This is a genomic window from Streptomyces sp. RK62 (assembly GCF_018070255.1).
GTDB classification, from domain to species: Bacteria; Actinomycetota; Actinomycetes; order Streptomycetales; family Streptomycetaceae; genus Streptomyces; species Streptomyces nigra.
In genome coordinates this window covers 1-12,935 of sequence record NZ_JAGPYD010000012.1, presented here as the reverse complement: position 1 = coordinate 12,935, position 12,935 = coordinate 1, and the positions used below count along the sequence as shown (strand labels likewise).

The window sequence follows — 12,935 nt, the reverse complement described above, 5'->3', positions numbered from 1 at the left end:
CGTCTCCGCGTGCTGCGTCCCAAGGAATTACTCCATCGCCTCGTGATCGGTCAGGGCATGAAAATCCCCCTGCTCCCATACGGAGGCGAGCCCCTCTGTGTTCAACCGCCTCGGAAATTCTCACAAGTTTCTCAGTGCCCGACGGTTTGAAACGCTCTCACCTGCGTCGACGCAGGTGAATTGGGCGCGGATCCCTCAGGGCATGAGACCCGCGGCGAGCGTGGCGCCCAGCTCCCAGCACGCCTGGATGTCGTCCTTGCCGGGCTCGCCCGTCACGGTCACCGGATGGGCCGACCGCTGCCAGCCGAGACCGGTCGTGATGGTGTCGACGGCCCGCAGGGCGCCGGTGACGTCGCTGCCGCCGTGCACATAGTGCCCGAAGGGGCGGCCGCGGGTGGCGTCGAGGCACGGGTAGTAGATCTGGTCGAAGAAATGCTTCAGGGCGCCGGAGATGTACCCGAGGTTGGCCGGCGTCCCCAACAGGTAGGCGTCGGCGGCGAGGACGTCGGAGGCGGTGGCGGACAGCGCCGGGCGGCGTACGACGTCGACGCCCTCGATCTCGGGCGCGGTGGCACCGGAGACGACCGCCTCCAGCAGGGCCTGGCAGTTGGGAGACGGGGTGTGATGGACGATCAGCAAGGTGGGCACGACCGCACCCTGCCCCCGGAGCGCGGATCCGCGCAAGCGGCACGCCCGGTGCCGGGCGGGTGCTCAGCCGTCGGTGACCTGGACGCGCCCGATGGCCGAGGACAGTTCCGCCCGCAGCTTTGCGGGCAGCGGCGTGCCGCCCTGGGCGGCCTCGACGAGCTCCCCGGCGAGCAGATGCGGCTGGGTGCCGCCGCGCTCGGCGGCCGTGACGAGCACCGCCCAGGCGTCCTGGGGGCCCAGGCCGTAGTAGGCCATGAGGATGCCGCGGGCCAGGTCCTCGGTGGGCCGGGTGCGCATGGCCCGGCGCAGTTGGGCGAGTTCGGTCCGCAGGTCGTGGTCGGTCGCGTCCGCCACCTCCCCGTCCGGTGTCCGCTCCGTCGCGTCGGCGCCGTCCGGGTCGGGGCCGGTGAACAGGTCCCGGGTGCCGGTCAGCAGGAGCAGCCGGTCGACCGTGGCGCTGCTGCCCTGCAGCGCGACGGTCTTGCCGTCGGCCAGGGCCCTCTGGCGCACCGCGAGGAGGATGTTCAGGGCGGCGCAGTCGCAGAACGTGACGCCTCGCAGATCGAGGTCGACGCCGCGCACCGAGCGGTGCAGGGCATCCCGCAGGATGCGTCCGAACCGGTCCCCGGAGTCGAGGTCCAGCTCGCCGCGGACGACCACCCTGGTGCGGTCGCCCTCGGGACACAGGGCCGCGACCAGCGGTAGCGGCGGGTCCACCAGCGGTGCGCCTGCCGCCCCGGCGTCCGTGGCGTCGCCTGCGGCAGAAAGGTGTACCGACGCGAGCTCGGGCATGTCCGCCTCTCCCTCAGATCTCCCCGTCTCCCGTACAGCTTGAACCCGAAGCGCCGTTCACGTCAACTGATACGTGAAACGCAGTACGTGTTTTTGTATACGTGAATGCGAAGTCGTAAGGTAGGGCCATGGATGCAGTCCCTGAGCCGCACACCGGGTGGACGTTCCTCACCAATCACGCACGCGTGCTGGCCACGATCGCCGACAATCCGGATGTCCGTATCCGGCACATCGCGGCGCACTGCCGGCTCACCGAGCGCGCGGTCCAGAAGATCATCTCGGAGCTGGAGCGGGACGGTTACCTGTCCCACAAGCGCGAGGGCCGCACCAACACCTACCGGGTCGAGTCGGGCAAGCTGCTGCGGCACCCGGCCGAGGCAGGGCTGCCCGTCGCGGCGCTGATCGGCCTGCTCATCCAGGACCATGCGCAGCGGGAGACCGCGACCGAGCAGTTGCGGGCGACGCGCTCGCCCATCCAGATGGAGGGCTCGTCCGTCCAGGCCAAGGGCGGCTGACGGACGCCCCGGAGAGTCCGCGGCCGCTCAGCAGAGGACGCGCAGGGCGCCCGGCAGGACCCGGACGGTGACGGGGAGCGTGGCGTCCACCTCGCCGTCCGCGCCGTAGGGCACGTCCCGGTCGGCGGCGATCCGTATCTCCTTGCCCCGCAGGATCTCCACCTGCGGGCGGTTCACATGCGTTCCGTCCTTGAGCTCGTTCATCAGGGCGAAGAAGAGCCGGCGCGGGGCCTGACGGATCATCACGACGTCGAGCAGTCCGTCGTCGACGCGCGCGTCCGGCGCTATGCGGCGGCCGGAGCCGTAGTAGCCGGAGTTGGCGGCGACGACCGTGTAGCCGATGTGCAGGTGCTCGCGGCCGTCGACGGTGACGCGGTAGCGGGCGGGGCGCCAGGTCGTGACGGCGCGCAGGCCGCCCGCGTAGTAGGAGGCGGCGCCGCGCAACAGGGTGGCGTTGTTGGCGTGGCGGTTGGCGAGGGCGTCGACCCCGGCGTACACGCTGCCGAGGACGACCGTGCGCGGGTGGACGGCCGACTCGACCTCGATGGTGTCGACCGCGCAGGGCTCGGCGTCGAGCAGCACCTTGGCGAGCGCCGCCGGGTCGGTGGGCAGGCCGAGGGCGCGGGCGAAGTCGTTGCCGCGTCCGGCGGGGACGAGCCCGAGCAGGGCGTCGGAGCCGCTGAGGGCCCCGCCGACACCGCCGGCCATGCCGTCGCCGCCGACGGCGAGCACCACGCGTCCGCGCTCCCCGGCGTCCCGGGCCAGTTCCTGGGCGTGCGCCAGGCTGCGGCTGTACAGGGTCTCCAGATCGGCCCCGGCCTCCCGCAGCGGCCGGGCCACGTCCAGCAGCGCGGCAGCCGCGGCGGACCCGCCCGCCGTGGGGTTGACGATGGCGGTGAACTGTCGCATCGGTGTGCCTTTCGGGCCGGCGGTCAGGAGCCGCCAGAGGCGGGGAGGTGGAGGGAATGTACGGTGCGGTGGCGCGTCAGTCGAGGGGCAGCAGGACACCCGGGTTGAGCAGGCCGGACGGGTCGAGGCGGCGCTTGACGGCACGCAGCGCCTCGACGCCGAGGGCCCCGGCCTCGAGGACGTACCAGTCGCGGTGGTCCGTGCCGACGCCGTGGTGGTGGGTGATGGTGCCGCCGGCCTCGATGATCGCGTCGTTGGCGGCGCGCTTGGCCCGCTCCCAGTGCTTCAGGGGGTCCTCGCCCTGCGCCGAGACGACGGTGAAGTACAGGGAGGCGCCGTTCTCGTAGACGTGCGAGATGTGGCACATGACCAGGGGCGGGGTGCCGGCCTCGGTGAGCGTGCCGGTGAGGGCGTCGCGGACGGCGGCGTAGAGGCCGGGGATGCCCGACCAGAAGGTGGCGGTCTCCAGGGTCTCGGCGAACGCCCCGGCGTCCAGGAGGGAGTCCCGCAGATAGGGGGCGGAGTAGCGGCCGTGCGCCCAGCGCCGGCCCGGTTCTTCGCCGAGCGGGGTGCCGCCGCAGGCGCGCAGTACGGCCGCGGCCTGCTCGCGCCGGTGGGCGGTGTCCTCCTCGGTGCCCTCGTAGCCGGTGATCGCGAGGCAGCCGGCGTCGGTCGGGAGGCCGCCGCCGATCGCGTCGGGCTGGGCGAGGCCGACGAGGGTCTCGGTCTCGTCGGACAGGCGCAGCACGGTCGGGCGCGGGCCGTCCTGGGCGAGGCGGCGCAGCGCGGTGGCGCCCTCCTCGAAGGAGGCGAACCGCCAGCCCTCGTAGACACGGGTCTGCGGGACGGGCCTGATCCGTACGGTCACGGAGGTGATGACGCCGAACGCGCCCTCCGAGCCGAGCAGAAGCTGGCGCAGATCGGGGCCGGCCGCCGAGCGGGGGGCGCGGCCGGTGTCGAGGGTGCCCTCGGGGGTGGCGACGGTGAGGCCGAGGACCATCTCGTCGAAACGGCCGTAGCCGGCGGAGGCCTGGCCGCTGGAGCGGGTGGCGGCGAAACCGCCGATGCTGGCCCACTCGTAGGACTGGGGGAAGTGCCCCAGGGTGAAGCCGTGTTCGGCGAGCAGCGCCTCGGCCTGCGGGGCGCGCAGGCCGGGCTGCAGGGTCGCGGTGCGGGAGACCGGGTCGAGGGCGAGCATCCGGTCCATACGGCGCAGGTCCAGGGCGACGAAGGGGCGGCGCCCGGCGGGCGCGAGGCCGCCGACGACGGAGGTGCCGCCGCCGAACGGGACGACGGGCAGGCCGTGTCCGGCGCAGACCCGCAGGACCGCGACGACCTCGTCGTGATCGGCGGGCAGGACGACGGCGGCGGGGAGGTCGGCGTCGACCTCGCCGTCGCGGATGCGCAGCAGGTCAGGGGTGGACTTGCCCCGGGTGTGCCGGACGCGGGTCTCGGCGTCGGTGCTGACGTGCTCCTCGCCGCCGGCCGCGGCCACCAGGTCCTGGAGGGCGGCGGGTTCGAGCCCGGGCTCGGGTACGGCGATGTTCGCGAGGGCGATCGGCTCGGCGGTGCGCGGCCTGACGCCGAGCAGGTCGCGCAGCAGCCCGGTCACGGTCTCGGGCAGCGGTGCCGCCTTGGCGGGGTCGCCCCAGCCACTCCACAGCATGTCCATCGGCTGTCGTCCTCACGGGTCGGGTCGGGCGATGCCGTGTCCCGGACGGCCTCGCAGGCGTTACACTGTGACACATGACGCCTATTCGTCACAACCACTCGGACGGCGACGCGGTGCTCGACGCGGTACGCGACTGCGTCCTCGCCGTCGGAGTCCGCCGTACGACGATGACCGACGTGGCCCGCCGCGCCGGGGTCTCCCGGATGACGCTGTACCGGCGGTGGCCCGATGTGCGCTCCCTGGTCGGGGACCTGATGACCCGTGAGTGGGTCGCGGCCGCCACCGGCGCCATGCCCGAGCGGCGGCCCGGCACCCTCACCCGCGACCTGATCGCCGACGGGCTGGTCGCCGGGGTGGCCGCCTTCCGCGCGCACCCGCTCTTCCACAAGATCGTCGACGTCGATCCGGAACTGCTCCTGCCGTACATGCTGGACCGGCGCGGCGCGAGCCAGGAGGCGCTGCTCGCCCTGCTCGCCGACGTGCTGCGCGAGGGCCACGCCGACGGATCGGTGCGCCAGGGGCATGTCGAACGGCAGGCGCGATCCCTGCTCCTGATCGTGCAGTCCTTCGCCCTGTCCCTGCGCACCATGACCGACGCGGACGACACCGAGCTGAACGGCGACGCCTTCCTGGCGGAGCTGCGCGGCATCCTCGAGAGGACCCTGACGCCATGAGCACCGCCACTCCTCCGCCCGGCGGGGCGTCGCTGTCCGCCGCCCGGCGCACCCGCGAACTCACCGCGACCGTCGGCGGTCCGGCCGTCGACGTCCTGGTCGTCGGGCTCGGCGCGACCGGCGCGGGCGCCGCCCTGGACGCCGCGTCCCGCGGTCTGACGGTCGCCGCGATCGACGCGCACGACCTGGCCTTCGGCACCTCGCGCTTCAGCAGCAAGCTCATCCACGGCGGGCTGCGCTACCTGGCCTCCGCCCAGTTCGACGTCGCTCACGAGAGCGCCGTCGAGCGCGGTGTGCTGATGGAGCGCACGGCACCGCACCTGGTGCGGGCCCAGCCCTTCGTCCTGCCCCTGACCCCGATGGTGTCCCGTGCCCAGTCCGCGCTGGCCTGGGCCGGCTTCCGGGCCGGCGACACCCTGCGCCTCGCGGCACGCACCGCCCGCGCCACCCTGCCCGCCCCGCGCCGCCTCTCCGCGGTCGAGACCCGGCACCTCGCGCCCGCCCTGCGCACCCAGGGCCTGCGCGGCGGACTGCTGTCCTGGGACGGCCGCCTCACCGACGACGCCCGGCTGGTCACCGCCGTCGCCCGGACCGCCGCCGCGCACGGCGCCCGCGTGCTGACCCGCGTCCGGGCCGTGGAGCTCGGCACGTCCGGCGCCCGGGTCCGGGACGAACTGACCGGTGAGGAGGGCGAGATCAGGGCCCGTGTCGTCGTCAACGCCACCGGCGTCTGGGCGGACGGCCTGGTCGAGGGCATCCGCATCCGCCCGTCACGCGGCACGCATCTCGTGCTGCGCTCCGACCGGCTCGGCCCGCTGCCCGCGGGGCTGCACGTGCCCGTGCCCGGCGAGACCAACCGCTTCGTGCTGGTGCTGCCGCAGGGCGACGGCCGGGTGTACGTCGGCCTCACCGACGAGCCCGTGGAGGGTCCCGTCCCCGACGTCCCCGAGGTCCCGGAGACCGACATCGGCTTCCTGCTCGACGTACTCGGCTCCGTGCTGGACGCGCCGGTCGGACGCGAGGACGTCGTCGGCGCGTTCGCCGGGCTGCGGCCCCTGCTGGACACCACCGCCGAGGACGGCTCGGCGGCCGGCCGCACCGCCGACGTCTCCCGCAGGCACGCGGTCCTCACGTCGTCCGAGGGCGTGATCACGATCGTCGGCGGCAAGCTGACCACCTACCGCCGGATGGCCGAGGACGCCGTCGACGCCGCCGTGGCCACCGGCCGGGTGAGCGCCGCGCCCTCCCCCACCGCCTCGCTCCCCCTGGTCGGCGCCGCGTCGCCCACCGCCCTCGCGGCCGTCCGTGCCCCGCGCCGCCTCGTCCAGCGCTACGGCACCGAGGCGGCGGCCGTCCACGCGCTCGGCACCTCGAACCCCCGTCTGAACGAGCCGGTGCTCGCCGGGCACCCCGTCACCGCCGCCGAACTCCTGTGGGCGGTCCGCCACGAGGGCGCCCTCGACGCCTCCGACCTCCTCGACCGCCGCACCCGCATCGGCCTGATCCCGGCGGACCGCACAGCCGCGATGGACGCGGTGCGCGAGGCGCTGGGAGAGGAGACGCCGACGGGTGCATAGGCGGGTTCAGCGGCGGCGGAAGTGCCACACATGGTTGTCCCGGTGGCCCTGGACGCCGTCGGGGGACGTGTGCGGGCTGCGCACGGTCTCCTGGGCGACCACGCTCCACTCCCCCTCGGGCAGGGCCAGTTGCTCCGGGACCTCGGCCAGGGTCGGGAACCGAGCCGGGAAGGGCGGCTCGGTCTGCCAGGACGGCCAGCCCGCGTGCAGGACGATCAGCAGGGTGCCGCCGGGCGCGACGGCATCGGCGGCCCGCCGCAGCACCGTCTGCTGGTCGAGCGGGACCGGCGACTGCAGGAACTGCGCGTTGACCAGGTCGTACGTGCCACCCGGGAACGTCTCCCCGAGGACGTGCCGCTCCCAGGTCGTGCGGTCGGCCACCCCTGCCTCGGCGGCGTGCCCGGCGGCGCGCTCCAGGGCCGTGCGGGAGATGTCGACACCGGTCACCCGCCAGCCGCGCGAGGCGAGCCACACCGCGTCGCCGCCCTCCCCGCAGCCGAGGTCGAGCGCGGCGCCCGGGGTCAGCTCCTCGGTCTCCCGGACGAGCAGCGCGTTGGGCCGGCCGCTCCACACGGGGCCGCCGTCGCGGTAGCGGGCCTCCCAGAACTCGGCGGCCTCCAGGGCGTGGGTCTCGGTCACGGTGCCTCCCGGTGTGTAGATGCGTACGGCCAGCCTGCGGGGGCGGCGAGCTACGCGACAAACACCGTTGCCGTTCCGGCAAAACACGCGCCCGGTCAGTCGTCCGGGGCCTCCAGCCAGAAGCCGGCGCGGGTACGCCACAGGTCGAGGAGTGCGGTGTCGCCCCGGGTCACCACGGCCGGTGCGGGACGCCGGTAGAAGTACAGGAGCAGGTCGGTCACCGGGCCGCGCGCGGTGGCCGCGGGGTCGCGGGACCCGGCCCGCAGGACCGGCCGTTCGCCGGTGAGGTCGACGTGCCAGGTGCCCGCGCCGGGGGCCTCGAAGCGCAGGGTGCGGCCAGGGCCGAGCAGGTCGGGCAGGTCCGGCCGGGACGCGTGCGCCTCAGGGAACGTGGAGAACTCCAGCCACTCCTCCACCGCGTCGGCGGCGAGGTCGGAGTCGAGGGTGAACGGCTGCCCGGCCGCGAGCGCCGCGTCGGCCCGATGCACCGCCGTTTCGTACGCCATGCGCCGGGCCCAGAACCGTACGGGCGCCGGGCGGTCGGCGGCGGGGTTCCAGGCCAGGGAGTCGGGGGCCGCCGCCCGCAGGGTCGCGCTCAGGCGGGCCGCGCCCTCGGTGAGCCACGACAGGAGGACCGCCCCGTCCGCGCGCGGATCGGCGGGCGGGGCGTCCACCAGGTCGTCCGCGACGGGACCGGCGGCCCGGGTGCGGACGATCTCCTCGGCCCACCGGTGGTCACCGCCGATGTGCAGCAGCAGTTGCCCGAGATTCCAGCCGGGGCAGGTGCGTACCGGGGCGGACAGGTCGGCGCCCCGCACATGGGCGGTGAGCCGTTCGGTCTCGGTGACGATCGCGTCGCAGTGGCGCTCGAAGGTCGGTGGGGTCATCGCCTCATGGTGCCGCAGGCCCGCCGGGGTGCACGGCCCGCGGCTCGGCTAGTGTGGGTCGGCTGATCAGGACGGCTGGGGAGAGTCGATGCGGGTGGGGACGGTACGGGTGCGGCGCGGGGTGGCCCAGGTGGCCTTGCTGGCCGGGGTGCTGACGGGGTGTTCGGGCGGCTCCGACGAGGAGCCGGAGAGCCGGGCGAGCGCGTCGGCCGAGGCGTCCGGCGGAGGCGGGTCCAGCGCGGTCAAGAGCGGCGGAAGCGTGGGCGCCGCCGGGTCGGCCTGCGCGCTTCCGGTGACCTTCGACGTCGCCGAGTCATGGAAGCCGAAGGCCGTCGAGGCGGGGTCCGCCGAGGGTGAGGGCGAGCTGGCCGAGGAGCTGGCCGCGGCCCTGCTGCACCAGGGGCCGGTGACCGCGGCCTGTGAGATCGACGCCAAGCCGGCCGGGAACATCGGTTTCCTGCGGGTCTGGACGGGTGAGCCGGGCGATGCCGACGCGCGCACCGTCCTGAAGGAGTTCGTCGCCGCCGAGAAGGGCGCCGAGCAGGCGAAGTACCGCGCCTTCAAGACGGCGGACGGGGTCACCGGCGCCGAGGTGACGTACATGTACACCAGTGAGGCCCTGGACGAGACGAAGGAGGAGCGGGCGCTGGCCGTCGGCACGAAGCGCGGCCCGGTCGTCCTCCACCTCGGCGGACTCGACACCGACGAGCACCGGGCGATGCTGCCGGCCTACGAGCTGGCCCGGCGGACCCTGCGCGTCGGCTGACGCCGGGCGCCGCCGTCCGTTCAGTCGCCGCGCGTGAGGAAGCGGTCGAGGACGGCGGTCAGTTCGGCCGGCTTCTCCACGGGCAGCTCGTGACCGGCGTCCAGCACCCGGACCTCGGCGTCCGGGTACGCCGTGGCCAGCCGGAGCATCGGCGCGATCGGCAGCTGGACGTCGTGGTAGCCGTGCACCAGCAGGGTCGGTGCCTGGATCGCGCCGATCCGGTCCGAGACGTCGAAGGCGCGCATGGCGCCGTACAGCGTCATGACGACCTCGCGCGGGGTGCCGGCGGAGGCGCGGATGTACTCACGGACCTCCTCGCGCGGGTAGCCGGGGGCGAAGGCGCGCTGGATGTTGGCGGCGACGAACAGCTTGAACGGCACGAGGGTCGAGGCGGCCATCAGCAGGGCGCGGCCCCGGCTGTAGGCCATCTTGCCGATGGAGTTGACCAGCACCATGCGCTCCACCCGCTCCGGGTGGGACAGCGCGACGGTCTGGGCGATCATGCCGCCCATCGAGTGCCCGACGATCACGAACCGCTCGATCTTCAGATGGTCCAGAAGGGCGAGCACGTCGGCGGCGAGATCGTCGACACGGCGCACGCCCGCCCCGGTGCTCTCGCCGTGCCCGCGCAGATCGAGCCGCACGACCCGGCGCCGCTCGGAGAAGTGGGCCGTCTGGTGGTCCCAGCGGTGCCGGTTCGCCGTCCAGCCGTGCACGAACACCAGGGGCACACCCTCGCCGTCGCGGGGGCCCTCGTCGTCGTACGTCAGGGTGGCGCCGTCGACTTCGAGCTGCGGCATGGAGGGCCTCCTGGGGAGCGAGCCGGGTTACTGACCGGTACGGTATCCGGCCGTGCGGCCCGCCGTCACCGGCGTTCGCCGAGGAAGTCCAGGATGTGACCGAACACGTCCAGGGCCGCGCCCCGGCCGAGGAACGTGTCCAGATGCCCGTAGCCCGGTATCTCCGCGTAGCGGACGTCGAGTTGGGGCTGGCGGCGGGCGAGGACGTCGTGGCACAGCTTCTGCGAGTCGAGCCACAGGCCGTTCTCGCTGCCGGACAGCAGCAGCACCGGGGTGTCGATCCGGGCGGCGGCGTCCAGGGCGTTCTCCGGCAGGGCCCGGTAGCGGTGGTCGGTGTCGTTCCAGCGGACGACCGTACGGGCCAGTTCGATCCGGCGCAGATGCGGCAGGATCCACAGCGGAGCGGGGCCGAGCAGCTCGGCCAGCCGGTCGTGCGTGGCGTCGGACAGGTGCTCGTGGACGAACAGGGAGGCCCCGGTCCCCCACGCCGAGTGGTGCAGGATCTGGCAGGTGGGGTCCGGGCAGGCCGCGCCGCGCGAGGCCAGCGCGAACAGCGGGGTGTACTTCGACCACAGGCCGACCTTGCGGAAGTCGACGGGGATGTGGTCGATCCGGGACCGCAGCAGCTCGCCCGCCAGCGTCATGCGCAGGGAGGTGCGGCCGGCGAGCTTCGGGGTCAGGAAGACGCCCTGGGACACCACTCCGGCCAGCCCCGGGACCAGGCCCGCCGTCATGCTCAGCGACAGCGTGAGGGAGCCGATGCAATGGGCGACCACGAAGAGCGGCCGGTCGCCGATCCGCGCCCGGATGTGGGAGACGGCCGCCGGGATGTCGTGCAGCGCCACGTCGTCGTACGTGTACCGGCCGCCGGTCTCGTTGTACGGCAGCCGGCAGCTGCCCCGCCAGTCCAGCAGCCAGGGCTCGTAGCCGTCGTCGAGGAGGACGTCGACCAGGTTGCGGGTCTCCGGCAGCAGGAACATGTCGGCGGAGGCGGTGTGCCCGTGCAGGAGCAGCACGGCGGGCCGGCCGCTCTCGCCGGGGTCCACCCGGGTCAGACCCAGGCGCACCCCGTCGCCCGCCCGCAGCGGGATCTCCTCGACGGCCGCCGGGTCGAGGCGGTGCCGCAGCGGCCGGGGCGTCACGGTGCTGCGGACCCTGCGCAGGGCCGGCCGGGTCGTCCGGGTGACGGGCGTACGGAAGATCATCGGTGGTTCTCCGTCGGGTTCGGGGTGCGGCGCAGGTCGAGCAGGTCCGCGGCGGCCCGGGCGAAGGGCCCGGCGAGGCCGCGGCCCATCTCCAGACCGAACCAGGCCAGCCAGGTCAGCTTGGCGGCACGTTTCTCCCGCCCGGTCAGGCGCGGGTCCACACGGATGCCGTCGATCTGGTCGCGGACGTAGGTGTCGGCGGGGACGACGACCTCGCCCGCCAGGCTCGCCGGGTCGCCCTCACGGCCGAGCTCCACGGTCAGGGTCCGGGTCTGGCGCCACAGATCGCGGCGCGCGCGGGCGTACTTGTGGCCCTCCAGCCACCAGCGGCCCCCGTCGGCGTCGGTCAGCTCCAGGCGGTAGCGCAGCAGCGGATGGCGCAGGCCGTGCTGGTGCGGGATGCCCTCCTCGGGGCGGACCCAGAGGTCGCCGCGGGCCACGGTCAGCGGTGCGGAGTGCGCGGCCGGGCAGCTGACCTCGCCGCGGACGTCGACGCGCCGCTCCGTCGCCAGCTGGTGCATGCTCGCGACGGACAGGGTGAGGGTCATCGAGCAGGGCGAGTCGGGGGCGCCGCCGACCGGTCCGACCCCGCCCTCGGTGGTCTCGGAGAACCACAGGTAGGGCTGGTCGTCCTTGTGCGGCAGCCGGGCCAGACCGTCCCCGGCGAGGCGTTCGAACGTCTTGAGCTGCGCCCGGGCGTCGTAGCGGACGGCGGGCGGCAGACCGAGCGCGTCGACGAGCGCGTCGGTCCGCTCGGCGGTGGCCGCCGGTCCCGTCAGGGTCGCCTCGCACAGCTTCAGGGCGGTCGGGCTGCGCAGCACCCGGGTCAGGAAGGCGAGTTCGGGGACGGGCTCGGCCTCCAGGCGGGCGAGGGTGTCCGCCCGCCACTCCTCCCAGTCCCGCACGCGCACGTGCATCCCGCCGAAGGCCATGTCCCGGACGACGTCGTCGAGGGTGTTGGGCACGCCGGTGAGGTTGTAGTCGAAGCCCCATGCGTCCGGTTCGCAGATCACGGCGACGGCGGTCCGGCTCACCCAGTCGACGGGGGCGGCGTTGAGATACCGGAAGGCGGGGACGGATCGGAAGCGGGCGAACGCCGAGAGGAGGCCGCTGCTGAGGTCCTGGGGGTTGTAGGCGCCGGTCCTGGTGTGCCCGCCGATGCCGCCGGGGCGCAGGGCCGTGACGACCAGGCCGTGGTCGCGGGCCCGGCGCAGGGCGACCTCGGCGGCCCACTTGGACTGGTCGTACCCGGCGACGAGCCGGTCGACGTGGGCGAACGGGTCGTCCTCGCCCATCGAGGGGATGCCGACCTCGTTGAACACGGCGACCGAGGAGATGTGGTGCAGCGGCTTGGGGCGGCCCGTCGCGGCGAGTTCGGCCAGCGTGAGGGAACCGAGCACGTTGCTCGCGTGCAGAGACGGGTAGCCGCGCAGGAAGTCCACGGCGGCGGCGACCGAGACGACGCTGTCCAGCTCCTCGGCGAGCCGGTCCCAGAGGTCGGCTGTCAGGCCCAGGCGGGGTTCGCGGATGTCGCCGGGGAGGACGGTGACACGCCGGCGGACCTCCGACGACCAGGGCAGCGCGTACCCCTTGAGCGCGTCGCCCAGCCGGGCCACGGCCGCCTCCTCGTCGGCGGCGCGGACCAGACAGTAGACGTGGGCGTCGCTGTGCCGCAGCAGGTCCAGGAGCATATGGCTGCCGAGGAATCCGGTGGCGCCGGTCAGCAACACCCGGCGGGGCGGAGCGGGTTCGGGCGACGCGACGAACGGCAGCCGGTCGGCCAGGGAGAGATCGGCGAGTATCTGCGCCAGGTCCTCGGGGCGGGCGGCGGAGTCGGTGGGGGTGGACGGG

Annotated in this window: 13 protein-coding genes; 4 read left to right on the top strand and 9 right to left on the bottom strand. The window is 74.1% G+C overall.

The annotated features are described in order from the left end of the window. Positions 1-195: 195 nt before the first annotated feature. Both KBY32_RS23115 and KBY32_RS23110 read right to left on the bottom strand, forming a co-directional pair. Complete coding sequence (locus KBY32_RS23115) at positions 196-648, bottom strand: flavodoxin family protein (RefSeq protein WP_210981442.1); 453 nt, start codon at positions 646-648, stop codon at positions 196-198. 63 nt (positions 649-711) lie between these two features. Beyond that, complete coding sequence (locus KBY32_RS23110) at positions 712-1,440, bottom strand: STAS domain-containing protein (protein ID WP_247689886.1); 729 nt, start codon at positions 1,438-1,440, stop codon at positions 712-714. Between the two features lie 128 nt (positions 1,441-1,568). On the opposite strand from KBY32_RS23110, the gene KBY32_RS23105 reads away from it, so the two are divergent. Further along, on the top strand, positions 1,569-1,955 hold the full coding sequence (locus KBY32_RS23105; protein WP_055623001.1) for a helix-turn-helix domain-containing protein: 387 nt from the start codon (positions 1,569-1,571) through the stop codon (positions 1,953-1,955). 27 nt (positions 1,956-1,982) lie between these two features. On the opposite strand, the gene KBY32_RS23100 is transcribed toward KBY32_RS23105, so the two are convergent. Next, the gene (locus KBY32_RS23100; protein ID WP_210981441.1) at positions 1,983-2,864 is read right to left on the bottom strand and encodes a YegS/Rv2252/BmrU family lipid kinase; all 882 of its coding nucleotides are present in this window, start codon (positions 2,862-2,864) and stop codon (positions 1,983-1,985) included. A gap of 76 nt (positions 2,865-2,940) precedes the next feature. Next, a complete protein-coding gene (locus KBY32_RS23095; RefSeq protein WP_210981440.1) occupies positions 2,941-4,536 on the bottom strand; it encodes an FAD-binding oxidoreductase in 1,596 nt (531 codons plus the stop codon). 74 nt (positions 4,537-4,610) lie between these two features. Here KBY32_RS23095 and KBY32_RS23090 point away from each other — a divergent pair, with 74 nt between their 5' ends. Further along, positions 4,611-5,210, top strand: a complete 600-nt coding sequence (locus KBY32_RS23090; protein WP_055622998.1) for a TetR/AcrR family transcriptional regulator — start codon at positions 4,611-4,613, stop codon at positions 5,208-5,210. After that, positions 5,207-6,787 (top strand): glycerol-3-phosphate dehydrogenase/oxidase, encoded by a 1,581-nt coding sequence (locus tag KBY32_RS23085; RefSeq protein WP_210981439.1) that lies wholly within the window; start codon positions 5,207-5,209, stop codon positions 6,785-6,787. The genes KBY32_RS23090 and KBY32_RS23085 overlap by 4 nt, the downstream gene beginning before the upstream one ends. A 6-nt stretch (positions 6,788-6,793) precedes the next feature. Here KBY32_RS23085 and KBY32_RS23080 read toward each other — a convergent pair whose 3' ends face one another. Together KBY32_RS23080 and KBY32_RS23075 are read right to left on the bottom strand one after the other, a co-directional pair. Further along, positions 6,794-7,426 (bottom strand): bifunctional 2-polyprenyl-6-hydroxyphenol methylase/3-demethylubiquinol 3-O-methyltransferase UbiG, encoded by a 633-nt coding sequence (locus tag KBY32_RS23080; RefSeq protein WP_210981438.1) that lies wholly within the window; start codon positions 7,424-7,426, stop codon positions 6,794-6,796. Positions 7,427-7,521: 95 nt separating this feature from the next. Continuing rightward, positions 7,522-8,313 carry a maleylpyruvate isomerase family mycothiol-dependent enzyme gene (locus KBY32_RS23075; RefSeq protein ID WP_210981437.1) on the bottom strand — a complete coding sequence of 264 codons (792 nt, stop codon included), beginning with the start codon at positions 8,311-8,313 and terminating at the stop codon, positions 7,522-7,524. A gap of 88 nt (positions 8,314-8,401) precedes the next feature. Between KBY32_RS23075 and KBY32_RS23070 the strand changes: the two genes are divergently transcribed. Next, on the top strand, positions 8,402-9,079 hold the full coding sequence (locus tag KBY32_RS23070) for a lipoprotein (RefSeq protein WP_210981436.1): 678 nt from the start codon (positions 8,402-8,404) through the stop codon (positions 9,077-9,079). Between the two features lie 20 nt (positions 9,080-9,099). On the opposite strand, the gene KBY32_RS23065 is transcribed toward KBY32_RS23070, so the two are convergent. From KBY32_RS23065 to KBY32_RS23055, 3 genes are all read right to left on the bottom strand, one after another. Beyond that, the gene (locus tag KBY32_RS23065; RefSeq protein ID WP_210981435.1) at positions 9,100-9,879 is read right to left on the bottom strand and encodes an alpha/beta fold hydrolase; all 780 of its coding nucleotides are present in this window, start codon (positions 9,877-9,879) and stop codon (positions 9,100-9,102) included. Positions 9,880-9,944: 65 nt separating this feature from the next. Further along, entirely contained in the window at positions 9,945-11,084 is a 1,140-nt protein-coding gene (locus KBY32_RS23060) for an alpha/beta hydrolase (protein WP_210981434.1), read from the bottom strand. Next, positions 11,081-12,935 (bottom strand): thioester reductase domain-containing protein (locus KBY32_RS23055; protein ID WP_210981433.1); only part of this gene is annotated, 1,855 nt, incomplete at its 5' end. The genes KBY32_RS23055 and KBY32_RS23060, both read right to left, overlap by 4 nt.